The sequence below is a fragment of the Streptomyces sp. NPDC002896 genome, assembly GCF_040295225.1.
Lineage (GTDB): Bacteria > Actinomycetota > Actinomycetes > Streptomycetales > Streptomycetaceae > Streptomyces.
The window spans coordinates 25,782-49,352 of sequence record NZ_JBEOVA010000015.1; the positions used below are offsets into that span (position 1 = coordinate 25,782).

Here is a 23,571-nt window from a genome sequence, read left to right on the forward strand (position 1 = left end):
CCCCAATCCTGCACCCCGCCACTGACAACGGCTCGGACCTGCGGGAATACCGTGGCATCGAGCTGCGCGAACACGCTGATGGCCGGGGCGCCGGGGCCCTCGCCGGCCGCTCCGGGCCCACGGCGGGTGGCGGAGAATGGAGCCCATGGCGGGTTCAGAGGAGCGGGCACGGCACTGGCAGTACGAGGAGCTGCCCGGCGTCGACCTGCTCCGTGCCCGCTACATCCGCAAGACCTTCGTACGGCACACGCACGAGAACTTCGTGATCGCCGCCATCTCCGACGGCGTCGAGGTCTTCCACCACGGCGGGGCCGAGCAGTACGCGGGTCCCGGTTCGCTCGCCCTCGTCAATCCGGACACCCCGCACACCGGCCGCGCCGGCGTCCCGGAAGGGTGGCGGTACGGCGCGGTCTATCCGGCCCCCGGCCTCGTGGCCGCCATCGCCACCGAGACGACCGCGATCCGCGGCACCCCCGGCTTCGTGGAGCCGGTACTCGACGACCCGTACGCGGCACGTCTGGTCCACCAGGTACTGCGCGCAGCCGACGAAGGGAACGCGCTGGCCGCCGACACCCTGCTGAGGGTGGCGGTGACGCGACTGCTCAGGCTCAACGGCGGCCCGCTCCGGCAGCGGACCGTGCGCAGTGCCGGGAGCCGCCTCGCCGCACGCGCGCGTGCCGAACTGGAAGGCCGGCTGGCCGATCCCCCGTCGCTGGAACAGCTCGCCGACAGCCTCGGCACCAGCCCCTTCGCTCTCCTCCGCGCCTTCCGGGACACCTACGGGATGCCGCCGCACACCTGGCTCACCGACGCCCGCGTACGTGCCGCCCGGCGGCTTCTCGACGCGGGAACGCCGCCCGCCGAAGCGGCCGTCGCCGTCGGCTTCACCGACCAGCCGCACCTCAACCGGCACTTCACCCGCATCGTCGGGGTGCCGCCCGGGGCGTACCAGCGGGAGCGCAAGAACGTACAAGACCCGGGCAGGGCACTCCTCGTACCGTCCGAGGCGTGGCAGAACAGACAGCATCCCCACCCGCAGACATAACAGGCACAGGCGACGGTGGTGCGTCCGGGGCGGAGGGGCCGGTCAAGTCCGACCGGGCCGTCGTCCGGGACGCACTCGGCGTCGGCGTCGCCGTCGGGCTCTCCGGCTTCGCCTTCGGAGTGACCTCGGCCGGCAGCGGCCTCAGCCTGCTGCAGACATGTGCGCTCAGCCTGCTCGTGTTCACCGGAGCGTCGCAGTTCGCGCTGGTCGGGGCACTCGCGGCCGGGGGCAATCCGCTCACCGCTGCCGCAGGGGCCTTCTTCCTCGGCGTACGCAACGCCTTCTACGGGCTGCGTCTGTCACAGCTGCTCGCGCTCCCGCGCGCGGTGCGCCCGTTCGCCGCACAGTGGGTCATCGACGAGACCACGGCCGTCTCGCTCGCGCAGCCCACGCGACGCGGGGCACGCATCGGCTTTGCCGTGACCGGACTCACCCTCTACGTGCTGTGGAACCTCACCACACTGCTCGGCGCCATGGGCGCCGACGCCATCGGCGACACCGACGCCTGGGGCCTCGACGCCGCCGGGCCCGCGGTCTTCCTCGCGCTGCTGGCACCCATGCTCAGGACGACGACGGAGCGTGCCGTCGCGGGCATCGCCGTCGTCCTCGGGCTCGGTCTGCTGCCGGTGCTGCCCGCGGGCGTCCCGGTCCTGGTGGCGGCGCTGGCGGCACCGCTCGTCCTCTGCATGGAGGGCTACAGGCCAGGCCGCTCCCGGGGTGGCGCTGGACACAACGTCCGCGCAGGGCGCAACGGACAGAGGGACAACGCAGAAGCAGAGAAGGAAGACCGTTGAACATCTGGATCGCCATCGCTGCGACCGCGGTGGGCTGCTATGCCGTCAAACTGATCGGCCTGCTGGTGCCGGCCGGCGCGCTGGAGCGTCCCGTCGTCAGACGGCTCGCCGCCTTGCTGCCGGTCGCGCTCCTCGCCGCGCTCACCGCCCAGCAGACGTTCGCCGACGGGCGGGCCCTGGTGCTGGACGCCAAGGCCGCCGGGCTCGCCGCCGCGGCCCTGGCGCTCCTGGTGCGCGCGCCGTTCCTGCTGGTTGTGGGGGTGGCCGTGGTGGTCACGGCGGCGGTGCGGGTGATGACGGGCTGACGCTTCTTGCCGGCACGTGCGTGTGGGGGAACTGTGCCGGTACGCGCGTGCCGGCACAGTCTCGGCACGCGCGTGTGTGGCCTGCCACATGTGCGCGTATGTTCCGCGGCGCACCCGCAGGGCCAGGAGCCCGGCGTCAGCCGATGGCGCGCCCGTGCGCCCGCAGGGTGAGCAGCGCCTCGATCGTCACGATGGGACGCGACTCGAGGGCCGTCCCCGGCGCCCACTGCCGCCAGCGGATGGGCCAGCCGCCGTCCTCCTGCTGATCGCCCTCCAGGAAGTCCAGCGAGCGCTCCATCTCCTCGTCGGTGAACCACGCGCGCGCCAGCGACTCCGGAGCCCTCGCGTAGTCGTACGGGAAATGGTGTTCGCCCGGCGCGTAGCCGGTAGCGACGGGGTAGGCGTCGAGCTGGTCGGGGTCCAGCACGGCGAGGCCCTGCTCACGCACCAGCCGGCCGAGCCGGTCGGCGGCCGCCTCCGCGCGCGGGCGGTCCGGTGCACTGTCGAGGAAGACGATGGCCGCCTCGACCTCGTACGGATGGGACTTCTCCAGGGACTCCACCGCCTGCCAGCAGAAGTCTGTGGCCCGGAACAGCCACGCGTGCCACACCTCGTTGCGGTGCAGCAGGCCCACCACGGGACCGGTGGCGAGAAGGCTGCTGGGAGGGTCGTCCACCACGGGCACGAACGGCGCCGACGGATAGCCGCGCTGGCTGGGATGGATGGCCGGAAGTGCACCTTCCGGTGTCGAGACCGACGACAGATAGCGGCACACGCGCTCCACGCGCTGCCCACCGCAACGCCCGATCGAGTCCAGCACACGCAGCGCGTGCCCGGTGTGCAGAGGCTGGCTGACCGGCCCGCGCAGATCGGGTTCGAGCGCATGGCCGTACCCGTCGTCCTCATTGAGGTAGGCGGCCAGGGCGGTCTCGACGGGGTCGGCGCCGCCGTTCAGGAAGTGGTACGCGAACCGCCGCTGCTCGAGCACGCGCGCGGTGAGCCAGACGAACTGCTCGGCACGGGAGAGTGCGGCGTGCGGGGAGCGGGGAGAGAGCGGTGACGTGGACGGGGGGAGTGGGGATGCTCCGGATTCGGCCATGTTCCGACCGTAGGACGGAAAGCGGTACCAGCAAGCCTCCCGGACACGGCTGCACTCTCAGGGGCGGGATACTGGAAGCATGCGGTTGACGGTCTTCTGGCAGCGAATGGTCGAGCACTTCGGTGAGGCGTACGCCGACTCCTTCGCACGTGACCATGTGATGTCCGAGCTCGGCGGGTGCACGGTGCACGAGGCCCTGGACGCCGGCTGGGAGGCCAAGGACGTGTGGCGCGCGGTCTGCAGCGCGATGGACGTGCCGGCCGACAGGCGCTGACTGGCCGGGAAGCGTTGACGAGACCCCGGGGAGGGGCGCTGACAGTCCAGAAGAGGACGGGCCCGGAACCGACTGTCGGTGGCGTGGGCGACACTGGCACGGTGGCATCGACGGACGAGACCGCTCAGGCGGATCAGGACACAGCTGCGCTCGGCACGCCCCCGCACGAGACGGCGGGGCCCGCGGCCGAGCGCGGCGCAAGCATGCCGCGGTGGCTCCCGCGCGCCATGGTGCTCGCCCTCGCTCTGGTCGCCTGCTTCCAGCTGGGCACGTGGGCGTTCCACCAGCTGACGGGGCTGCTGATCAACGTCCTGATCGCATTCTTCCTGGCACTCGCCGTGGAGCCCGCGGTGAGCTGGATGGCCGCGCACGGCATGCGCCGGGGCATGGCGACCGGTCTTGTCTTCCTCGCTGTACTGATAGCGAGCGCCGGCTTCGTCACGTTGCTCGGCTCGATGCTCGCCGGCCAGATAGTGAGCATGGTCGAGGAGTTCCCGAAGTATCTCGACTCGGTGATCAACTGGATCAATTCGACCTTCCACACCGAGCTGAGCCGAGTCGACATCCAGAACAATCTGGTCCACTCGGACTGGCTCCAGAAGTACGTGCAGAACGGCGCGAGCGGCGTACTTGACGTGTCCGCTCAGGTGCTGGGCGGCCTCTTCCAGCTGCTGACCATCCTGCTGTTCTCGTTCTACTTCGCCGCCGACGGGCCACGGCTGCGGCGCGCACTGTGCTCCGTACTGCCGCCCGCCAAGCAGGCCGAGGTGCTGCGCGCGTGGGAGATAGCCGTCGACAAGACCGGGGGTTATCTGTACTCGCGCGGTCTGATGGCGATGATCTCCTGCATCGCGCACTACGTCCTGCTCGTGTTCCTGGAAGTGCCCTACGCGCCCGCGCTCGCCGTGTGGGTGGGCCTGGTGTCGCAGTTCATCCCGACCATCGGCACGTATCTCGCGGGTGCCCTGCCGATGCTGATCGCCTTCACCGTCGATCCCTGGTACGCGCTGTGGGTGCTGGTCTTCGTGGTGGTCTACCAGCAGTTCGAGAACTACCTGCTGCAGCCCAAGCTCACCGCGAAGAGCGTGGACATCCACCCGGCCGTCGCCTTCGGCTCGGTCATCGCCGGCACAGCGCTCCTCGGGGCGGTCGGTGCGCTGATCGCCATCCCGGCGGCGGCCACGCTGCAGGCCTTCCTGGGGGCGTATGTGAAGCGGTACACCGTCACGGACGACCCGCGCGTGCACGGCCACCGGCGCCGCGGCTCGGAACTGGTCCCCACGCGCGTGTGGCGGTTTCTGCAGCGACCGAGAGGGCCGTTGGGGCCGAGGGGTCGCACTGAGGACGTGACCGCAGCGGACCTGGCGGAGCCGGAGCAGCGCACTGCGTCGGCGAGCGGGCCGCCGCAGTCGGAGCAATGACGGCGCGCGGGAGTGGCGTGACGGGCGGGGTGCGGTCGTAGCACCGGGGACGGCGCCGAACTCGTGGCGACCAGCCGCTCGGGAGCTTGACGTGCCGGGCAGGCCCGGCTCGATCCCGGAGAGCACGGCGACGCCGCCTTCGCGGTGACCGGCCGCTACGAGCCCGCTGCGCGCGGTCGGCCGTACCCGTGGCGCCCGGGTCATAGCCGCACCGGTCGCTCCGACCCCGCTCCGTGCGGTCGGTCGGCTCGGACTCGCCGCGCCCGGCGGCCGGGGCATAGCCGTAGCGCGCAGTGGCGCGGATCGGCGCTCGCCGCACCCCGAGCCCCTCCGAGCGCGCTGCGCCCTGGCGGGCGTGCCGCGACAGTCGCGGGGCCGGCTGGACAGGGTTTTGGCGCCCGGCTGGACCGGGCTTGTGGTGCCCGGCCGGTGGGCTCGTCGTGCCTCGCTGGTCAGGCCAGCCAGTCCGGGCTGGGCCGAGCCCGCTGTGCCGGCAGCGGGGCGCGAGGCTCGCGGTGCTCGGTCGTGGCTGAGGCGCAGTCGCAGCGAGCTCGCATGGTGTGCGGCGCCGCGGGACCCGCGGTGCCCTGCTGTTCCGGGCTCGAGATGCCCGAGTCGGCCCGGTCCCGCGGTGCACGGCCGGCCCGGTCCCGCGGTGCACGGCCGGTCCGGGTTCGCGGTGCTCGGCCGGTCCCGCTCGCGTGCTCGGCCGGTCCGGCTTGCCGTGACCCAGTCTCGCCAAGGGTGCGGGGCTCGGAACTTCGCGTGCCGTGCGGCCGCCGTGAAAGCGTGGCTGCGCTTGACACCAAAATCGAACATCCATTCTTATGGAGTGCCCGGCGGTGCTCGCTGGGGCGAAATCCCGGCGGATTCCCGCGGATTCACCCGAGTTATCCACAGGCCGGGCAGGCGTCGGAGCGCATTGTCAGTGGCAGGCGTTAGCGTCTTTGACGTGAAGCGATCGACTCAAGCAAACCGGGTGGAACCCATGGCAGGAACCGACCGCGAGAAGGCGCTCGACGCCGCGCTCGCGCAGATTGAACGGCAATTCGGCAAGGGCGCCGTGATGCGGATGGGCGAGCGGCCGAACGAGCCCATCGAGGTCATCCCCACCGGGTCGACCGCGCTCGACGTGGCCCTCGGCGTAGGTGGCCTGCCGCGTGGCCGCGTGGTGGAGGTGTACGGCCCGGAGTCCTCCGGTAAGACGACCCTGACGCTGCACGCGGTGGCGAATGCCCAGAAGGCCGGCGGCCAGGTGGCCTTCGTGGACGCGGAGCACGCCCTCGACCCCGAGTACGCGCGCAAGCTCGGCGTCGACATCGACAACCTGATCCTCTCCCAGCCGGACAACGGCGAGCAGGCTCTGGAGATCGTGGACATGCTGGTCCGCTCCGGCGCGCTCGACCTGATCGTCATCGACTCCGTCGCGGCCCTCGTGCCCCGCGCGGAGATCGAGGGCGAGATGGGCGACTCGCACGTGGGTCTGCAGGCCCGTCTGATGAGCCAGGCGCTCCGGAAGATCACTAGCGCGCTCAACCAGTCGAAGACCACCGCGATCTTCATCAACCAGCTCCGCGAGAAGATCGGCGTGATGTTCGGCTCCCCCGAGACGACGACGGGTGGCCGGGCGCTGAAGTTCTACGCCTCGGTGCGTATCGACATCCGGCGCATCGAGACCCTGAAGGACGGCACGGAGGCGGTCGGTAACCGCACCCGCTGCAAGGTCGTCAAGAACAAGGTCGCGCCGCCCTTCAAGCAGGCCGAGTTCGACATCCTCTACGGCCAGGGCATCAGCCGCGAGGGCGGTCTGATCGACATGGGCGTGGAGCACGGCTTCGTCCGCAAGGCGGGCGCCTGGTACACGTACGAGGGCGACCAGCTCGGCCAGGGCAAGGAGAACGCGCGCAACTTCCTGAAGGACAACCCCGACCTCGCCAACGAGATCGAGAAGAAGATCAAGGAGAAGCTGGGCGTCGGCGTGAAGCCGGAGGAGCCGACGGCCGAGCCGGGCGCCGACGCCGCGGTCACAGCAGCCGCGGACGAGGCCCCGAAGTCGGTGCCCGCCCCGGCGGCCAAGGCCGCCAAGTCCAAGGCCGCGGCGGCCAAGAGCTGACCCGTGACCCGAAGGACCGACTGGCCGGAGTACGCCGATTCCGCAGGGCCGGACGAACCGGCGGACCAGGGCCGCGGGGGCGTCGGCCCTGGTGGCGGCGGCCCGAGCGGCGGCTTCGGCGAAGTCAGCCGCCGTGACGGCCGACCCGGTGGCGGCGGCCGTCGAAGGCGCGGCCGATCCGGTCACCAGGACAGCGGCTTTCAGGACAGCGGCTCCCCAGCCTCGTCGAGGGCCGAGAGCGGGGCGCCGCCTGGGGACCCGGCTGAGCAGGCGCGGGCGATCTGCCTGCGCCTGCTCACCGGGACTCCGCGCACGAGGAAGCAGCTGGCGGACGCCCTGCGCAAGCGGGAGATCCCGGACGACGTGGCGGAAGAGGTGCTGTCGCGGTTCGAGGAGGTCGGGCTGATCAACGACAGCGCGTTCGCGGACGCCTGGGTGGAGTCCCGGCACCACGGCCGGGGACTGGCCCGGCGGGCACTCGCGCAGGAGCTGCGGACCAAGGGCGTGGACTCGACGCTGATCGAGGAGGCCGTCGCCCAGCTCGACTCCGAGCAGGAGGAGGCCACGGCACGCGAGCTCGTCGCCCGCAAGCTGCGCACCACGCGCGGTCTCGACCGCGACAAACGGCTGCGACGCCTCGCGGGCATGCTCGCCCGCAAGGGCTACTCCGAGGGCATGGCTCTGCGAGTGGTCCGGCAGGCGTTGGAGGAGGAGGGCGAGGACGCGGAGTCCCTCGATGGCGAGGGGTTCTAGCTCGCGAGGGGCTGTAGGCCGATCGTGCTCAGGAGCTCATCGAGGATGAGGGGTTTTTAGGCCGACCCCGCTCAGGGCCCGGACGCGGCACAGCCTGGCTCCGGCCGGGCCCGGTGACGGCGCCCCAGCACCGGGCTAAGCGACAGCGCCCGGCACCGGGCCCAGCGACGGCGCCCCAACCGGGCCCGGCGACGGCACCAGGCCGTAGCAAGAGGATTCGCGAAGGACGGCGGACGGCAGACCGGACCCGCATCCGGCACCAGCCCCACTGCACTCGGCACATACGTCCGGTTCCGCTCCGCCAGGCACGGCCTCGCAGCGTACGCCCACGTCGCGGGTCTTCACCCATCGCGTTGCGGGCAGCCGCTCGTCCCGTTGGGCAGGCGTCGCAACTTCCGCTCGTCCGCGGGGCAATCTACTCATGCGTAGAGGTCGACGGCCCCATTCTCCCCGTCGCCGAGCAGGTGTGGCCACGCCCCCCGGCACATCCGCTCGCACCTCGCCGGTTTCCGCCCGCCACAGGGTGGGTGGGGCTAACCCCCCAACGAAGACGCCGGACCACTGCAGTGCACAGACACCTGTGCACAAACGACTGTGTACGCATGCCACAGGAACCCGGTGCACCCGGCCCGAAGGAGCCCACGGAGGCGGCGCACACCCCGGCAGCGAACGAGCTCTCCGAAGCGGGGCACGCCCCCATCGAGCTCTCCGACCTCGCCGCGGTGAACGCGCTCGCGCAGCCCCGCCGACAGCGCATGCTGCAGCACCTCACCGTCCACGGCCCCGCCACGTCCGCCATGCTCGCCCGGGCCCTCGGGCTGAACACCGGCGCCACCAGCTACCACCTGCGCGAGCTCGCGCGGTACGGCTTCGTGGAAGAAGCGGACGACTCGACCGGCCACGGCCGTGAGCGCTGGTGGCGGGTCGTCCCGGGCGACCGCCGCTTCCCGCCGCGCAGCCGCCAGACCCCCGAAATGCGGCACGTCATGGACGAGCTGAACCATCACGCGTACGCCGCCGACCTCGAGCTCTTCGAGCAGCTGCAGCGGGATGCGGGCGAGGCCCCCGACGACCCCTGGGCGGACGCCTTCCCGTACTCGCGCAGCGCGATCCGGCTGACCCTGCCCGAACTCCGGGAGTTCTTCGAGGAGTACATCGCTCTCCTCAACCGCTACAAGCGCGCCGAGGGCGAAACCCCGCCCGGCGCACGCACCGTGCTTACCCGCTTCCTCGCCTTCCCGGCCGCTTCCACGGAGCCGGACGACACCAGCCGCGCGCTCGGCTCAGACGCGGACAACAGGAAAGAGGCCGATCCCTCATGATGCTGCGCTACGCCTTCCGAACCGTCCGCGCCCGCAAAGGCGGCTTCCTCGGCGCCTTACTCGCCCTGATGTGCGCGGCGGCCCTCATCACCGCCTGCGGCACCCTCCTCGAGACGGGCCTGCACGGCACGATCCCCACCGAACGGTATGCCGCAACCCCCGTCGTGGTGTCCGCCGACCAGAAAGTCCACCAGACCACCGTCAAACACAAGAAGGGCAAGACCAAGGTCAAGCACAAGGCCAAACCGATCGCGGAGCGGGCCTGGCTCCCGGAGAACCTGAAGCGGAGGCTCGCGGACACTCCCGGCGTCGCCCGCGTCATCTCCGAACTTACCTTCCTTGCCCGCCCGTTGACTCCGAGTGGCACAGGGGCCGAAGGGGCCGCCTACGGCCACGCCTGGGACTCGGCCGGCCTGACCCCGTACACGCTCACCACCGGCACCGCCCCCAAGGCCGCCACCGACCTCGTCGTCGACCGCGACCTCGCCGAGCGCGCCCACCTCAAGCCCGGCGACCGCCTCACCGTCCAGTCGACGCAGGCCCCGCGCAGCTACCGGATCACTGGAATCGCCGCCCCCGCCACGGCCGTACGCCACCAGACTTCGCTCTTCTTCTCCACGGCCGAGGCCCGCCGCCTCGCGGCGCACCCCGGGCAGGTCACCGCGTTCGGCGTGATCCCCGCCAAGGGCACGGACACGACACGGTTGCGGCAGGCCGTGACGACGGCGCTGCACGGCACCACCGCGCAGGTCAGCGCGGGCGACGACCGCGGTCCCGTCGAGTTCCTGGACGCTGCCGCCGCCCGCACCAGGCTGGTCAGCATGGGTGGCGCGATGGGCGGCACCTCACTGTTGGTCGCGGTTCTCGTGGTCGTCGGGACCTTCGCACTCACCGTCCAGCAGCGCCACCGCGAACTCGCGCTGCTCCGCGCCATCGCCGCCACGTCCGGACAGATCCGCAAGCTCCTCGGCCGCGAGGCCCTGCTCGTCGGCGCCGTCGCCGGAACGGCCGGCGCACTCGCAGGCCTTCCCCTGGGCAGCCGGCTGCACGACAGGTTCGTCGCCATGGGCGCCATCCCCGCCACGCTTGTGCACACGGTCAGCGTCTTCCCACCGCTGGCCGCCGTCGCCGCGACGCTCTTCGGCTCCTGGGCCGCCGCCCGCGTCGCCTCCCGCCGGATCGCCCGGATCCGCCCTACCGAGGCGCTCGCCGAAGCCGCCGCCGAGCGCACCCGACCCGCCTGGGGACGCATCCTGGCAGGCCTCGCACTCCTCGCGGGCGGCACCGTCCTCGTCGCCGTGCTCAGCCGTCTGCGCACCGAGCCCGCCTCGACTCCCGTGACGTTCCTCGCCGTCGTGCTCCTGTCCACCTCCGTCGCCCTGCTCGGGCCGCACCTCGTCAAGGTGGCCGCGGCCCTCTTCGGCGGCCCCCTCCGGCTCTCGGGCCCGAGCAGCAGGGTCGCCACCGCCAACCTTCGCGGCAACGCGGCCCGCATGGCCTCCGTCGTCACCCCCCTCACCCTTCTGATCGGCATGACCTGCACGGTCCTGTTCGTCCAGCCGACCCTCGGCAACGCGGCACGCGCCCAGGCCCGCGAGGGCGTCCGCGCCGACTGGATTCTCGCCGCCGACGGCCCGGGCGTCCCGGCCGAGGCCGCACGGCAACTGCGTGCCCACCACGACACCGCCACCGAAGTGGTCCGTACGACCGTCAGGGTCGGCCTCGACAAGTACGCAGCCCAGGGCGTCACCCCGGCCGGCCTCACCCGTACCTGGGACCCGGACGTCACCGCCGGCAGCCTCGAGCGGCTCACCGAACGGACCGTCGCCGTCAGTGAACTCGCCGCCGGCCGACTCCACCTGAAGCCCGGCAGCAGGCTGAAGCTGACGCTGGGTGACGGCACGCCCGTCACCCTGACCGTCGCCGCCGTCTACGCCAAGGGCCTCGGCTTCGGAGACCTCACCTTCGACCACGACCTGGTCGCCCGCCATGTGGACAACCCGCTCGCCACCTCCGTCCTCGTCGCGACCACCCGTACACAGACACAACTGGCGACTACGCTCCGTGAGTTCCCGGGCGTACGGGTTATCGCCCCTGCCGTCGCCGACTCGCTCCAGGCGGAGCGGCAGCAGGCGAACGCCGAGGCCAACTACCTCGCCATGGGCCTCGTCCTGGCCTTCACCGCCATCGCCGTGGTCAACACGCTCGCCATGTCGGTCTCGGAGCGGGTCCGTGAGTTCGCACTGCTGCGCCTCGCGGGGGCGACCCGCCGCCAGGTGCTGCGGATGCTGCGCACCGAGGCGCTGTCCGTGCTGCTGCTCGCCACGGCGCTCGGCAGCGGCATCGCACTCGCCGTCCTGACCGCGTTCAGCGTCGGCATGACCGGCAGTGCCGCTCCGGCGATCACACCGCTGGTGTACGTCACGGTGGTCGGGGCCGCCGGACTGCTGTCCCTCGTCGCCACCTCCCTGCCGGGGCGGGTGGCGCTCAGGGTCCCGGCTGTGACGGTGGCGACCGCCAAGGAGTAAGGGGCGGGACGCAATTGGGGGCGCCCCTTACAGGGAGGCGCCCCCATCGCTATGCATGCCCGATGAGCCGATCAGCCACGCGTCACCGGCAGCCCCGCCGCCTTCCACGCCTGGAAGCCGCCGACCAGGTCGGTGGCCCGGTGCAGCCCCAGTTGGTGCAGGGACGCGGCCGCCAGGCTCGAGGCGTAGCCCTCGTTGCAGATCACGACCACGCGCAGGTCATGGCTCGTGGCCTCGGGGACGCGGTGGCTGCCCTGCGGGTCGACCCGCCACTCCAGTTCGTTCCGTTCGACGACGAGAGCGCCGGGGATCAGCCCGTCGCGCTCGCGCAGGGCCGCGTACCGGATGTCGACCAGCAGCGCCTCGCCCGCCTGGGCGGCGTCGTACGCCTCCCGGGCCTCGAACCGGTCGTAGCCCTTGCGCACCCGCTCCAGCAACTCATCGATGCCGACGGGCCCTTCCGCCCTTTCGATCGCGTCGCTCACTGCCAGTCCTCCGGGCGCTCGACCTGCTCCAGGCGCAGCACCTGTCCCGTACGGCTGTAGCGGCGGATCTGCGGCAGGGGCGGATAGTAGGCGTGGACGGAGACGGCGTGCCGGTCGATGGACTCGTTGAGCACCTCGTGCACGTGGTGGCGGCCGAAGGCACGGCCTTGGCCTGCCGGGAGCCGCCGCTCCCGGTCCACCCCGTCGGTGAGCTCGAGGGTCTTCCACCCGTCCGTGGGCAGCCGGGCGACGAGCGAGTTCTCCTTGAGCTCGCCCGATGCGGTCAGGAAGGCCCCGACCGACTCGGCGTGGTCGTGCCAGCCGGTGCCGGTCCCCGGCGGCCAGCCGATCAGCCAGGCCTCGCTGCCACCAGGGCCCTCGAGACGCACCCAGGTGCGCCCCTCCGGGTCGAGCGGGAGCGAGGCGATCAGTTCGGCGTCGGCGGCCGTACGCCGTACGAAGTCGAGAAGGTCCGCCTGCGTGGGGACCTGGTCGGGGGCTTCTGCCTGTGCAGAGACAGCATCGGCTTGTGGAGAGACAGCAGGGACAGCGGAGAAGGGCTGGGACACAGACACGGGCACCGTCCTGGTGAGCGTTCGCGTGGGAGCGCGCAGCAGCCCGTCAGCGGGGCGCGCGGAAGAAGGAAAGCGAAAATCAGCAGGACGGACGACACACGCAGCCCGCATAGCGGACGAGGTCCATATGGACCCTCCGCCACAGGCGCACATCGGTGTCGGTCACGTTTCGGAGTAGACCATGAGAGACGTGAAGGGTCAACTCACCGTAAACCATGTGGACGCGGTGACAGTGGGCTCAGCGCGGTCCTGCCGTCGCCCCGTTTGTCTCGCTGGCCTCGGTCTCCGCGGACCCGCCCAGCGCCGCCTCAGCCGCCGCGTACAACTCGGCAGGGCGCACCCCGCCCAGCGCCGTGACCAGGTGTCCGTCGGGGCGGATCAGCAGCACGGTGTGGGGTGCCGCACCCGGATAGCCCTCCGCGACCAGGAGTTCCGCCGGATGGGGCAGCGCCGTGACCGCGGCGGCCAGGCGGGGCATGATCCCGGCCGTCATCCAGTGCCGCCGCTCCCACACCCCCGTGCCGGGTGCGACCAGCAGGACGAGGAGCCCGTTGCGGCCGAGCCGCTCCCGCAGCCGTACGAAGGAGCCGTCCTCCGCGGTGACGCGCACATCGGTCACAGGCATGCCGGGCGCCGTGTCCAACGTCACCTCCGAATCGGAGGGCGCAGGCGCCAGCGGCGAGGCTGCATACGATCCCGGCGCGCCCAGCGGGCCACGGCCCAGATGACCGTCCGTGAGCAGTATGTCGTGGCCGCGCGCCGTCCCCGGCAGATGGGCGCGCAGACCCCCGCCGCCGCGCAGTATCGGCAGCGACTGGTCGGCGGCGCGCAGCCGGGCGGCGACGACCGCGCGCCGCTCGGTCTGGTAGCTGTCAAGCAGCGCCTCGTGCAGCCCGTGGTGCCAGGCCAGCGCCAGCTTCCACGCGAGGTTGTCCGCATCCCGCAACCCCTCGTCCACACCCTGCGTGCCCAGCGCACCGAGCAGATGCGCGGCATCCCCCGCGAGGAACACACGGCCGCTGCGCCACCGCCGCGCGAGGCGGTGGTGCACCGTGTGGACGCCGGTGTCGAGCAGCTCGTACGCCGGAGTGCTGCCGCTGTTCCAGCCCCCCAGGGTCTCCCGGATGCGTGCCACGAGGGCCTCCGGTGTGACCAGCTCGCTGCGCTGCGGGAGCAGCCAGTCCAGGCGCCACGCGCCCGCGGCCAGAGGGCGGGCGGTCACCTCGCTGCCCGCCGGCCGCCACGGCGGCATCCGGTGCAGCAACGCCTCACCCGGCCAGGGAAGTTCCGTACGCAGCGCCGCGACCGCATGCCGCTCGACGGCCGTGCGCCCGGCGAAGCGGATGTCGACGAGCTTGCGCACCGTCGACCGCGGCCCGTCGCAGCCGACCAGATAACTGCCGCGCCACCACGTGCCCTTGGGCCCCTTGGTGTGCGCCGTGACTCCCGAGGTCTCCTGCTCGAGGGAGTCGAGCCGGTTCTCCACCGTCACCTTGACGAGCGGCTCGCGGGCGACGGCGGCACGGAGGGCGGAGGTCAGCACATGCTGCGGCAGGTGCAGCGGCGCGGGATCCTCGGCACCGAACGTGATCTGCCGCATCACCTGCCTGCGCCGCAGGGACCGCCAACCGGACCAGCGGACGCCGGTCTCCGCGAACGAGCCCCGGGCGAGCCGCTCCACGAGATCGGCGGTGTCCTCGCGCAGCACGACCGTCCGCGCGGCCCTCGGTTCGTCCTTGCCGGGCCCCTCGTCGAGTACGACCGAGGGGACCTCGTGACGCGCGAGGGCCAGGGCGAGCGTCAGCCCGACGGGCCCCGCTCCGACGACGATCACCGGGTCCACGACGCGGCGCCCCCTGCCCCTGCAGCCTCGCGGGAAGCCCTGGGTGTCGTAAGGAAACTGGCAGTTCGAGCGGGGTGCGCGGTCACAGAACGTATGCAACCCATTGCCGGTGCTTGCGTCAAGTGACGGAGGCAGTGGCGATCATGCCACTGCCTCCGTTTGCTCACGACTTGTCAGGTCCTGTATCGAGCCGCTGGGTTCCGATGCCGGAGCCGCCGTGTTCCGATCCGGGCGGCTCAGCTCTTGCCGAGGGGCGGCCCCTCACCGTCGCCGGTGTCCCGAGGCCCGTCCGCGGCAGCGGAACCAGGCACCTCGTCGGCCGGTGCGACCGGCTCACCGGGCGCCTCCGGCGCGGCGGCCACCGGGGCCAGCGGGCCCTCCGCGGCATCCAGCACACCGGGCGCCTCGGCCGGCTCGGCGGCCGCGGCCACCGCGATACCGGTCTTGGCACGGCGCCCGCGCCGCTCGATCCACGTCGCGAGCGACGACAGGGCCAGGCAGAGCGCGATGTAGATGGCGCCGACGACGATGACGACCGCGGTGATCGGGTTCTCACCGTTGACGATGATGTTGTTCGCCATCATCCGGGCGGCGTAGAGCAGTTCCGCGTACGTGATGATGTAGCCGAGGGAGGTGTCCTTCAGGGTCACCACCAGCTGGCTGATCATCGTCGGGAGCATCGACCGGACGGCCTGCGGCACCAGCAGTACGGTCATCACCTGGGTCTTGCGCAGACCCAGGGCGTACGCGGCCTCGACCTGCCCGCGCGGGACGGCGTTGATACCGGCCCTCAGGACCTCCGCCTGCACACAGCCGTTGTAGACGGTGAGACCGATGACCAGGGCCCAGAAGGCGGTGTTCTCGCCGACGACACCCAGGTCTTCCTTGTAGCTGAGGAAGAGCACCCACAGGGCGTAGATCGTGATCAGCAGCGGGACGGCGCGGAAGAGCTCGATGAAGCCGGTCGCCAGCCAGCTGACGGGCTTGTGGTCGGAGAGCCGGGCGACGGCCAGCAGCAGGCCGAGCACGAGCGACAGCACACCGGCCAGCGCGAAGACCTTCAGCGTGCTCAGCACACCGTCGCGGATGTTCGTCCGCACACCGGCGTTGTTGAAGATGTTCCACACCTCGGGCTCGAGCACGCCCTTGACGTTCAGCCGGTAGATCGCGAAGACGATCAGGCCGAGGACGGCCGCCGAACCCACGACGGTGTAGACGACATTGCGGACGCGGGCCTTGGGGCCCGGGGCGTCGTACAGGACGCTCGAACTCATCGTGCGACCCCCATGCGCCGCTCGAGCAGCCGGAAGAGACCGCTGATGGTGAAGGTGATGACCAGGTAGCCGAGAGCCACCCACAGGAAGATCCAGGTGATGGCGAAGCCCTTGTCGCTGAGCAGCTTCTGCACCCCGAACAGCTCGGTGACGCTGAACGCGCCTGCGATCGCCGAGTTCTTGGTCAGTGCGATGAAGATCGAGCTGAGCGGCGGGATCACGGTGCGGGTGGCCTGCGGCAGGACGATCATCCGCAGCGTCTGGAAGAAGGTCATGCCGATGGACCGGGCGGCCTCGGCCTGGCCGAGCGGCACCGTGTTGATGCCGGAGCGCACGGCCTCGCACACGAAGGCCGAGGTGTAGAAGCTGAGCGCCAGCAGCGCCTTGGTCCACGGGTTGAGGCCCGGGGCGAAGATCACCGGGACGACGAACCAGGCGACCAGGAAGAGAAGGGTCAGCGGGGTGTTGCGGAACAGCGTGACCCAGGCGGTGCCGAAGAACCGGAGCGGGGGCACGGGTGAGACCCGGAAACCGGCTATGACGACACCCAGCACCATTGCGAGGAGCCCGCTGGCCAGGGTCAGCAGGACGGTGCCTATGAACCCCTCCCGGAACTCCGGGAGATGGTCGAGCAGTACGTTCACGGGAAAGTCCTCGTGGGCGGCAGCGGACGGGCAGAGGGGACCGCGCCCCGTACGCACCGGCGGTGGTGCGTACGGGACGCGCGGTTCACTGCCGAAGGATCAGGCAGGCGCGCGGAGGGGGCACCTCCCAGGCCCTCAAGGCACAGAGGGAGGCCGCGGGCTTCCGGCCCGCGGCCCACTCCGGGGCGCCCCAGGGCTTCGTGAGCCCGCGGCTCAGTAGCGCTCGATGGCCGGCGGCTCGGTGTACGCGGAGCCGGACAGGCCCAGCGTCGCGTCGTACGCCTTCTTGTAGTCGCCGTTCTTCTCGTGCGCCTCGAGCGCGTCGTTGACCGCGTCGCGCAGGGCCTTGTCGTCCTTGGCCATGCCGACGCCGTACGGCTCCTCGGTGAACGGCTTGCCGACGACCTTCAGCTTCTCCGGGCGCTGCGCGGCGTAGCCCTTGAGGATCGCGTCATCGGTGGTGACCGCGTCGACCTCGTTGTTCAGCAGCTGCTGGACGCACTCCGAGTACTTGGCGAGCTCGACGGTCTCGGCGCCGTACTTCGCCTTCTTGATCTCCTGCAGCGGCGTCGAGCCGACGATCGAGCAGACCTTCTTGCCCTTGAGGCTGTCCGGGCCCGTGATCGCCGTCTCGTCCTTGCGGACGAGCAGGTCGGCGCCGGCCAGGAAGTACGGGCCCGCGAAGCCGACCTGCTTCTTGCGCTCGTCGTTGATCGTGTACGTGCCGACGTAGAGGTCGACGTCGCCCTTGGAGATGGTGGTCTCGCGGACGCCGGAGTCGACCGTCTTGAACTCGATCTGGGAGGCCGAGAAGCCGAGGTCGGCCGCGACCATCTTGGCGATCTCGATGTCGAAGCCCGAGCGCGTCCCGTCGGTGTCCTCGAAGCCCAGGAACGGCTGGTCGTTCTTGGCACCGAAGACGATCTTGCCAGCCTTCTGGGCGCGCTCGAGGGTCGGCGAGTCGATCTTCACGTCCTTGGCCACGGTGTACGTGGGGAGCTTCGGCTGGTCGCTGCTGCCGGACCCGCCCTTGGGCTGGTCACCAGCCGTACCGGAGTCGCCGCCGCAGGCGGTGGCGGTGAGCGCGAGCACGGCGATCGCCGCGGCGGCGGCGGACTTGCGGAGCTTCATGGTGAACATCCTTTGAATCGGCAGGAAAGAAGGAACGCGGGGTCGGCCGTGCGTCAGTGGTGAAGGATCTTCGACAGGAAGTCCTTGGCCCGGTCGCTGCGCGGGTTGCTGAAGAACGGCTCCGGGGCGGCCTCTTCGACGATCCGGCCGTCGGCCATGAAGACCACGCGGTTGGCCGCGGACCGGGCGAAGCCCATCTCGTGGGTGACGACGACCATCGTCATCCCGTCCCGGGCGAGCTGCTGCATGACGTCGAGCACCTCGTTGATCATCTCCGGGTCGAGCGCCGAGGTCGGCTCGTCGAAGAGCATGACCTTCGGGTCCATCGCCAGCGCCCGCGCGATCGCGACACGCTGCTGCTGGCCACCCGAGAGCTGCGCGGGGTACTTGTCGGCCTGGGTGCCCACGCCGACCCGGTCGAGCAGGGCCCGCGCCTTCTCCTCGGCGGCCTTCTTGTCGGCCTTGCGCACCTTGACCTGGCCCAGCATCACGTTCTCGAGGACCGTCTTGTGCGCGAAGAGATTGAAGGACTGGAAGACCATGCCGACGTCGGCCCGGAGCCTCGCGAGCTCCCTGCCCTCCTGGGGCAGCGGCCGTCCGTCGATCGATATGTCACCCGAGTCGATGGTCTCCAGGCGGTTGATGGTGCGGCACAGGGTCGACTTTCCGGATCCGGAGGGCCCGATCACCACGACGACCTCGCCGCGGGCGATGGTCAGGTCGATGTCCTGGAGCACATGCAGCGCACCGAAGTGCTTGTTCACGTTCTTCAGCACGACCAGTCCGTCGGCCGCCGGTGCGGTGTCCTTGGCCACCGATACTTCGGTCATCGGCTTCTTGCTCCGTCCTCGTCGGTTGGGAGGACAGTAATGACGCCGTAAAGCCAGCGTCATTACATCTGAGCGAGAATTGAGGATAACGATCCGATAGCGAGCGGATACTGTGCGTGAAAGCGCTCCACGCGCGCGTACCGGCTGGATAACAGAACCGGCCAGCGGCCCGGCCCAGCTTGACGGGTCCTCGGAGATCCGAATGGATGCATGGGTACGCACACGTGTGTAGAGGCCATGACCGAACAACCGATGAACCGGAGGGGGCCGGTATGAGACTGCTGCTCGTCGAGGACGACAACCACGTCGCCGCGGCCCTGTCGGCGGTCCTCACCCGGCACGGCTTCCAGGTGGTGCACGCGCGCAGCGGCGAGGAGGCCCTCCGCGCACTGCTGCCCGCCGACGCCGAGCCCTTCGGTGTCGTCCTCCTCGACCTCGGCCTCCCCGACCAGGACGGCTACGAGGTGTGCGGCAGGATCCGGAAGCTGACCAGCACCCCCGTGATCATGGTCACGGCCCGCTCGGACGTGCGGTCGCGCATACACGGCCTCAACCTCGGCGCCGACGACTACGTCGTGAAGCCGTACGACACCGGGGAACTCCTCGCCCGTATCCACGCGGTCAGCCGGCGCACCCTGCCCGGCGACGGCAGCGCACCGGCCGAGACGGAGGTGCGGCTCGGGCCCGTGCACATCGAGCTGCCCACCCGCCAGGTCAGCGTGAGCGGTGTCGTCGTACAGCTGACCCGCAAGGAGTTCGATCTGCTGGCGCTCCTGGCGCAGCGGCCGGGGGTCGTCTTCCGCCGGGAGCAGATCATCAGCGAGGTGTGGCGCACCAGTTGGGAGGGAACGGGCCGCACGCTGGAGGTGCACGTGGCCTCGCTCCGCTCCAAACTGCGGATGCCGGCCCTCATCGAGACCGTGCGCGGCGTGGGCTACCGGCTCGTCGCCCCGGCGTCGTAGCGGGTCCGGGTGCGTGCTCGACTCCTCCCGCTGCTCATCGTCCTCATGGCGGGCGTACTGCTGGCGCTCGGATTCCCGCTCGCGGTGAGCGTGGCGGCCGCGCAGCAGCAGAGAGTGGTGATCGACCGGATCGACGACACGGCCCGCTTCGCCGCACTCGCCCAGTTCGTCACGGAACGCCCCGCCGACTCCGGGCAGACGGTCGAGGACGAACGGCGGCAGACCCTCCAGAAGGAACTCCAGCGCTACTGGAAGGTGTACCGGATCAGGGCGGGCGTCTTCTACCTCGACGACGATCCCATGGCACACGCCCCGCGCGACTGGTCCCTGCCCAAGTCGGGCGACGTGCGCGCCGCGTTCGAGGAGGCGCGGCTCTCGCGGCCCGACCACGACCCCAAGCAGGTGTGGCCCTGGCAGGACGGCCGTCTGGTCGTCGCCTCGCCGGTCATCCGCGACGGCGACGTCGTCGCCGTCGTCGTGACCGACTCGCCCACGGGCAAGATGCGAGCGGCGACGCTGCGCGGTTGGCTGCCGATCGCCCTCGGAGAAGCCGCCGCGATGCTGGTGGCCCTTGCCGCGGCGCTGCGCCTGACCGGCTGGGTGCTGCACCCTGTACGCATCCTCGACGCCACCACGCACGACATCGCGACCGGCAGCCTCAAGTCACGGGTGGCCGTGGCCGGCGGGCCGCCGGAACTGAGGCGGCTGGCCCGGTCGTTCAACGAGATGGCCGACAACGTCGAGGACGTGCTCGAGCAGCAGCGCGCCTTCGTGGCCGACGCCTCTCACCAGCTGCGCAACCCTCTGTCCGCGCTGCTGCTGCGCATCGAACTGCTCGCCCTCGAACTGCCCGAGGACAACGAGGAGATCGCCTCGGTCCGCACCGAGGGCAAGCGTCTCGCCCAGGTCCTCGACGACCTGCTCGACCTGGCCCTGGCCGAACACGCCCCGGCCGATCTGCAGCTCGCCGACATCGGCGCGCTGGCCGCGGAGCGCGTCGCGGCCTGGCGCCCCCTCGCCGACGAGAAGGGCGTACGGCTGTGCGAGGAATGCCCGGCCGTCACGGCATGGGCCGATCCGGTCGCGCTGTCCAGCGCTCTGGACGCGGTGATCGACAACGCCCTGAAGTTCACCCCGGAGGGCGAGGAAGTCAGCGTTACGGTCGCTGCGAACGGCGAGACGTCGTCCATCGTGATAGCGGACCGCGGGCCCGGCCTCACCGATGAGGAACTGGCCCGCGTCGGCGACCGCTTCTGGCGCAGCAACCGCCACCAGAACGTCAAGGGCTCGGGCCTGGGCCTGTCCATCTCCAGCGCCCTGCTGGCCGCGTGCGGAGGCACCATCGCGTACGACCGCCATGAGCCGCACGGGCTGCGGGTGACGGTGAAGGTGCCGCGGTCGGAACCGCCTGAGGTCTGAGACCTCCCGGGCCTCCGGCCTCGGCCTTGGGCTGTCCCGGGCAGCGCGGTGCCGCGGCGGTCGCCGCAGCGCGCCGGACGCTCGTGCGCTACGGCTTGACCGAGCGGTAGTAGCGGAGGGCGCCCTCATGCAGTGCGAGCGGGTGCGTATACAGGGCCGTCTGCAGGTCCACCAGCTGGGCCGCGTGCACCTTGCTGCCGATGTCGTCCCGGTTCTCTATCACCGTGCGGGTCAGCCCCTCCGTCAGCTCCGGGTCCGTGCGGTCCGTTGTGACCAACAGGTTCGCGACCGCCAGGGTCGACACCGGGGTGTCCTGATGGGTGTAGGTCTCGGCCGGCATCACTGAGGCCCGGTAATAGCGGGAGGCGCTGCTCAGCTTGTGCAGGTCGTCGACGAGGTACCCGAGCTCCACGAAACGGACTTTGGAGCTCTCGGAGAGCTCCTCCAGGGATGTCGTCGGCAGGCCCCCCGACCAGAAGAAGGCGTCTATCTCGCCCCTCTTCAGCGCCGTGGGCATGTCGTTGATTCCGATGTCGCGCGGCTCGATGTCCCTCTCGGGGTCGAGACCCGCGGCCTTGAGGACCTGATTCGCGATCAGACGTACGCCCGATTCGTCCTGTCCCACGGCCACCCGCTTGTTCTTGAGGTCCTTGACGGAGCGCACGTCGGAGTCTCGCGGTACCACGAGCTGCACGTAGTCGTCGTAGAGCCGGGCACAGCCGCGCAGCCTCCCGTAGCCCGGCTTCTTCGCCTGCTGGTACGCCTGAACGGCGTCGGCCGTCGCGATGGTGAAGTCCGCTTCGCCCGTCGCCACCCGCTTGAGGTTCTCCTGCGATCCCTCGCTCTTGCGCAGCGTCACGTGCAGATCCGGTAGATCACGGGCGAGGGCGTCTTTCAGGAGCCATCCGTACTTCTGGTACACCCCCGACTTCACACCCGTACTGAAGGTCACACGGCCGCTCGGCGAATCGTCGTCCAGCGGCAGCAGCCACCACAGCAGCAGCCCGAAGGACACGAAGGCCGCGGCTGCGCTCAGCAGCGCGCGGCGCTTGCCGATATGCGGGAGTGGCTGGAACATGCGGGCGATCCTGCCAGGTCACGCGCCGTGATGACCAGGCCCGGGTGCGGTGACGGCTCGGTCGGAAGGGCCTCCGGGCCCGGCCGGAACCCCTCCCCGGCTCCGGCGTCCGGGGATGTCCCCGTCACCGCCTACCCTTGTGGCATGAGCAGCAGCGACCGGAGCCAGGCAGTGGACGTGCAGCACAGGCAGACCTACGAGATCCGCACCTACGGGTGCCAGATGAACGTCCACGACTCCGAGCGGCTGTCCGGACTGCTGGAGGAGGCCGGCTACGTACGCGCGCCCGAGGGCACGGCCGAGGGCGAGGCCGACGTCGTCGTCTTCAACACGTGTGCCGTCCGTGAGAACGCCGACAACCGGCTGTACGGCAACCTCGGCCGCCTCGCCCCCATGAAGACCAAGCGCCCCGGCATGCAGATCGCGGTCGGCGGCTGTCTTGCGCAGAAGGACCGCGACACCATCGTGAAGAAGGCGCCCTGGGTGGACGTCGTCTTCGGCACGCACAACATCGGCAAACTGCCCGTGCTGCTGGAGCGCGCCCGCATCCAGGAAGAGGCGCAGGTCGAGATCGCCGAGTCGCTGGAGGCGTTCCCGTCGACGCTCCCGACCCGCCGCGAGAGCGCCTACGCCGCGTGGGTCTCCATCTCCGTCGGCTGCAACAACACCTGTACCTTCTGCATCGTCCCGGCGCTGCGCGGCAAGGAGAAGGACCGCAGGACCGGCGACATCCTCGCCGAGATCGAGGCCCTGGTCGCCGAGGGAGTCTCCGAGATCACGCTGCTCGGCCAGAACGTCAACGCCTACGGATCCGACATAGGCGACCGCGAGGCCTTCAGCAAGCTGCTGCGCGCCTGCGGGAAGATCGAGGGCCTGGAGCGGGTCCGCTTCACCTCGCCGCACCCGCGCGACTTCACGGACGACGTGATCGCCGCGATGGCCGAGACGCCGAACGTCATGCCGCAGCTGCACATGCCGCTGCAGTCCGGCTCTGACACGGTCCTGAAGGCGATGCGCCGCTCGTACCGGCAGGAGCGGTACCTGGGGATCATCGAGAAGGTGCGGGCCGCCATCCCGCACGCGGCGATCACCACCGACATCATCGTGGGCTTCCCCGGCGAGACCGAGGAGGACTTCGAGCAGACCCTGCACGTCGTCCGGGAGGCGCGCTTCGCGCAGGCCTTCACCTTCCAGTACTCCAAGCGCCCGGGCACGCCGGCCGCGACCATGGACGGGCAGATCTCGAAGGAGGTCGTGCAGGCGCGGTACGAGCGGCTGGTCGCCCTCCAGGAGGAGATCTCCTGGGCGGAGAACAAGAAGCAGGTCGGCCGCACGCTCGAGCTGATGGTCGCCGAGGGCGAGGGCCGCAAGGACGGCGCGACGCACCGCCTCTCCGGCCGCGCCCCCGACAACCGCCTGGCGCACTTCACCAAGCCCGACGAGGAGGTGCGCCCCGGTGACGTGGTCACAGTCGAGATCACGTACGCGGCCCCGCACCACCTGCTCGCCGAGGGCCAGGTGCTGAACGTGCGCCGCACGCGCGCGGGCGACGCCTGGGAGAAGCGCAACGCGGCCGACGCCGCCAAGCCGGCCGGCGTGATGCTGGGACTGCCGAAGGTGGGCGTGCCGGAGCCGCTGCCGACCGCCACGGGAGGCTGCTCCGCGCACTGAGCGCG

At 70.8% G+C, this 23,571-nt stretch carries 22 protein-coding genes; 12 read left to right on the plus strand and 10 right to left on the minus strand.

Features of this window, described 5'->3' with window-relative positions:
- The first annotated feature begins 145 nt into the window (after nt 1-145).
- From ABT009_RS26700 to ABT009_RS26710, 3 genes are read left to right on the plus strand one after another with little or no spacing between them, the layout of a single operon-like run.
- The gene (locus ABT009_RS26700) at nt 146-1,045 is read left to right on the plus strand and encodes an AraC family transcriptional regulator (protein ID WP_351299925.1); all 900 of its coding nucleotides are present in this window, start codon (nt 146-148) and stop codon (nt 1,043-1,045) included.
- Entirely contained in the window at nt 1,009-1,839 is an 831-nt protein-coding gene (locus ABT009_RS26705; RefSeq protein WP_502989959.1) for an AzlC family ABC transporter permease, read from the plus strand. Before ABT009_RS26700 ends, ABT009_RS26705 begins: the two co-directional genes overlap by 37 nt.
- Entirely contained in the window at nt 1,836-2,144 is a 309-nt protein-coding gene (locus tag ABT009_RS26710; RefSeq protein WP_351299928.1) for an AzlD domain-containing protein, read from the plus strand. Before ABT009_RS26705 ends, ABT009_RS26710 begins: the two co-directional genes overlap by 4 nt.
- A 136-nt stretch (nt 2,145-2,280) precedes the next feature.
- Here ABT009_RS26710 and ABT009_RS26715 read toward each other — a convergent pair whose 3' ends face one another.
- Nucleotides 2,281-3,243 (minus strand): hypothetical protein, encoded by a 963-nt coding sequence (locus ABT009_RS26715; RefSeq protein WP_351299932.1) that lies wholly within the window; start codon nt 3,241-3,243, stop codon nt 2,281-2,283.
- A gap of 79 nt (nt 3,244-3,322) precedes the next feature.
- Here ABT009_RS26715 and ABT009_RS26720 point away from each other — a divergent pair, with 79 nt between their 5' ends.
- From ABT009_RS26720 to ABT009_RS26745, 6 genes are all read left to right on the plus strand, one after another.
- On the plus strand, nt 3,323-3,517 hold the full coding sequence (locus ABT009_RS26720) for a DUF3046 domain-containing protein (RefSeq protein ID WP_351299935.1): 195 nt from the start codon (nt 3,323-3,325) through the stop codon (nt 3,515-3,517).
- 101 nt (nt 3,518-3,618) lie between these two features.
- On the plus strand, nt 3,619-4,938 hold the full coding sequence (locus tag ABT009_RS26725; protein WP_502989960.1) for an AI-2E family transporter: 1,320 nt from the start codon (nt 3,619-3,621) through the stop codon (nt 4,936-4,938).
- 988 nt (nt 4,939-5,926) lie between these two features.
- Complete coding sequence (gene recA, locus ABT009_RS26730; protein ID WP_351299937.1) at nt 5,927-7,051, plus strand: recombinase RecA; 1,125 nt, start codon at nt 5,927-5,929, stop codon at nt 7,049-7,051.
- Nucleotides 7,052-7,054: 3 nt separating this feature from the next.
- A complete protein-coding gene (recX, locus tag ABT009_RS26735; protein WP_351299940.1) occupies nt 7,055-7,804 on the plus strand; it encodes a recombination regulator RecX in 750 nt (249 codons plus the stop codon).
- Between the two features lie 602 nt (nt 7,805-8,406).
- On the plus strand, nt 8,407-9,126 hold the full coding sequence (locus ABT009_RS26740) for an ArsR/SmtB family transcription factor (protein ID WP_351299943.1): 720 nt from the start codon (nt 8,407-8,409) through the stop codon (nt 9,124-9,126).
- Nucleotides 9,123-11,654: an FtsX-like permease family protein gene (locus tag ABT009_RS26745; RefSeq protein WP_351299946.1), complete on the plus strand. Its 2,532-nt coding sequence runs from the start codon at nt 9,123-9,125 to the stop codon at nt 11,652-11,654. Before ABT009_RS26740 ends, ABT009_RS26745 begins: the two co-directional genes overlap by 4 nt.
- A gap of 71 nt (nt 11,655-11,725) precedes the next feature.
- Here the strand turns inward: ABT009_RS26745 and ABT009_RS26750 are convergent, their stop codons facing one another.
- The 8 genes from ABT009_RS26750 to ABT009_RS26785 form a co-directional block, all read right to left on the minus strand.
- On the minus strand, nt 11,726-12,139 hold the full coding sequence (locus ABT009_RS26750) for a rhodanese-like domain-containing protein (protein ID WP_351299949.1): 414 nt from the start codon (nt 12,137-12,139) through the stop codon (nt 11,726-11,728).
- Nucleotides 12,136-12,714 (minus strand): cupin domain-containing protein, encoded by a 579-nt coding sequence (locus tag ABT009_RS26755; protein ID WP_351299952.1) that lies wholly within the window; start codon nt 12,712-12,714, stop codon nt 12,136-12,138. The genes ABT009_RS26750 and ABT009_RS26755 overlap by 4 nt, the downstream gene beginning before the upstream one ends.
- A gap of 79 nt (nt 12,715-12,793) precedes the next feature.
- Nucleotides 12,794-12,931: a putative leader peptide gene (locus ABT009_RS26760; protein ID WP_351299955.1), complete on the minus strand. Its 138-nt coding sequence runs from the start codon at nt 12,929-12,931 to the stop codon at nt 12,794-12,796.
- Between the two features lie 21 nt (nt 12,932-12,952).
- Nucleotides 12,953-14,557, minus strand: a complete 1,605-nt coding sequence (locus tag ABT009_RS26765; protein ID WP_351299958.1) for an FAD-dependent monooxygenase — start codon at nt 14,555-14,557, stop codon at nt 12,953-12,955.
- A gap of 236 nt (nt 14,558-14,793) precedes the next feature.
- Nucleotides 14,794-15,831, minus strand: coding sequence for an amino acid ABC transporter permease (locus ABT009_RS26770; RefSeq protein ID WP_351299961.1), 1,038 nt, complete (start codon nt 15,829-15,831; stop codon nt 14,794-14,796).
- Entirely contained in the window at nt 15,828-16,475 is a 648-nt protein-coding gene (locus ABT009_RS26775; protein WP_351299964.1) for an amino acid ABC transporter permease, read from the minus strand. The genes ABT009_RS26770 and ABT009_RS26775 overlap by 4 nt, the downstream gene beginning before the upstream one ends.
- A 213-nt stretch (nt 16,476-16,688) precedes the next feature.
- Nucleotides 16,689-17,606, minus strand: coding sequence for a glutamate ABC transporter substrate-binding protein (locus tag ABT009_RS26780; RefSeq protein WP_351299967.1), 918 nt, complete (start codon nt 17,604-17,606; stop codon nt 16,689-16,691).
- Nucleotides 17,607-17,659: 53 nt separating this feature from the next.
- Entirely contained in the window at nt 17,660-18,436 is a 777-nt protein-coding gene (locus ABT009_RS26785; protein ID WP_351299970.1) for an amino acid ABC transporter ATP-binding protein, read from the minus strand.
- 272 nt (nt 18,437-18,708) lie between these two features.
- On the opposite strand from ABT009_RS26785, the gene ABT009_RS26790 reads away from it, so the two are divergent.
- Both ABT009_RS26790 and ABT009_RS26795 read left to right on the plus strand, forming a co-directional pair.
- Nucleotides 18,709-19,398, plus strand: coding sequence for a response regulator transcription factor (locus ABT009_RS26790; protein WP_351299973.1), 690 nt, complete (start codon nt 18,709-18,711; stop codon nt 19,396-19,398).
- A gap of 9 nt (nt 19,399-19,407) precedes the next feature.
- Nucleotides 19,408-20,817, plus strand: a complete 1,410-nt coding sequence (locus ABT009_RS26795) for a sensor histidine kinase (RefSeq protein WP_351299976.1) — start codon at nt 19,408-19,410, stop codon at nt 20,815-20,817.
- An 88-nt stretch (nt 20,818-20,905) separates the two neighbouring features.
- On the opposite strand, the gene ABT009_RS26800 is transcribed toward ABT009_RS26795, so the two are convergent.
- On the minus strand, nt 20,906-21,895 hold the full coding sequence (locus tag ABT009_RS26800; protein ID WP_351299979.1) for a TAXI family TRAP transporter solute-binding subunit: 990 nt from the start codon (nt 21,893-21,895) through the stop codon (nt 20,906-20,908).
- Between the two features lie 144 nt (nt 21,896-22,039).
- Here ABT009_RS26800 and miaB point away from each other — a divergent pair, with 144 nt between their 5' ends.
- Nucleotides 22,040-23,566, plus strand: coding sequence for a tRNA (N6-isopentenyl adenosine(37)-C2)-methylthiotransferase MiaB (miaB, locus tag ABT009_RS26805; protein WP_351299982.1), 1,527 nt, complete (start codon nt 22,040-22,042; stop codon nt 23,564-23,566).
- Nucleotides 23,567-23,571: the final 5 nt, after the last annotated feature.

What these genes read in the sequence shown, in the direction of transcription:
- ABT009_RS26700 (WP_351299925.1), top strand. Translation starts at nt 146, where the DNA reads ATGGCGGGTTCAGAGGAGCGGGCACGGCACTGGCAGTACGAGGAGCTG.
- ABT009_RS26715 (WP_351299932.1), bottom strand. Translation starts at nt 3,243, where the DNA reads ATGGCCGAATCCGGAGCATCCCCACTCCCCCCGTCCACGTCACCGCTC.
- ABT009_RS26720 (WP_351299935.1), top strand. Translation starts at nt 3,323, where the DNA reads ATGCGGTTGACGGTCTTCTGGCAGCGAATGGTCGAGCACTTCGGTGAG.
- recA (WP_351299937.1), top strand. Translation starts at nt 5,927, where the DNA reads ATGGCAGGAACCGACCGCGAGAAGGCGCTCGACGCCGCGCTCGCGCAG.
- ABT009_RS26740 (WP_351299943.1), top strand. Translation starts at nt 8,407, where the DNA reads ATGCCACAGGAACCCGGTGCACCCGGCCCGAAGGAGCCCACGGAGGCG.
- ABT009_RS26745 (WP_351299946.1), top strand. Translation starts at nt 9,123, where the DNA reads ATGATGCTGCGCTACGCCTTCCGAACCGTCCGCGCCCGCAAAGGCGGC.
- ABT009_RS26760 (WP_351299955.1), bottom strand. Translation starts at nt 12,931, where the DNA reads ATGGTTTACGGTGAGTTGACCCTTCACGTCTCTCATGGTCTACTCCGA.
- ABT009_RS26770 (WP_351299961.1), bottom strand. Translation starts at nt 15,831, where the DNA reads ATGAGTTCGAGCGTCCTGTACGACGCCCCGGGCCCCAAGGCCCGCGTC.
- ABT009_RS26780 (WP_351299967.1), bottom strand. Translation starts at nt 17,606, where the DNA reads ATGAAGCTCCGCAAGTCCGCCGCCGCCGCGGCGATCGCCGTGCTCGCG.
- ABT009_RS26785 (WP_351299970.1), bottom strand. Translation starts at nt 18,436, where the DNA reads ATGACCGAAGTATCGGTGGCCAAGGACACCGCACCGGCGGCCGACGGA.
- ABT009_RS26790 (WP_351299973.1), top strand. Translation starts at nt 18,709, where the DNA reads ATGAGACTGCTGCTCGTCGAGGACGACAACCACGTCGCCGCGGCCCTG.
- ABT009_RS26800 (WP_351299979.1), bottom strand. Translation starts at nt 21,895, where the DNA reads ATGTTCCAGCCACTCCCGCATATCGGCAAGCGCCGCGCGCTGCTGAGC.
- miaB (WP_351299982.1), top strand. Translation starts at nt 22,040, where the DNA reads ATGAGCAGCAGCGACCGGAGCCAGGCAGTGGACGTGCAGCACAGGCAG.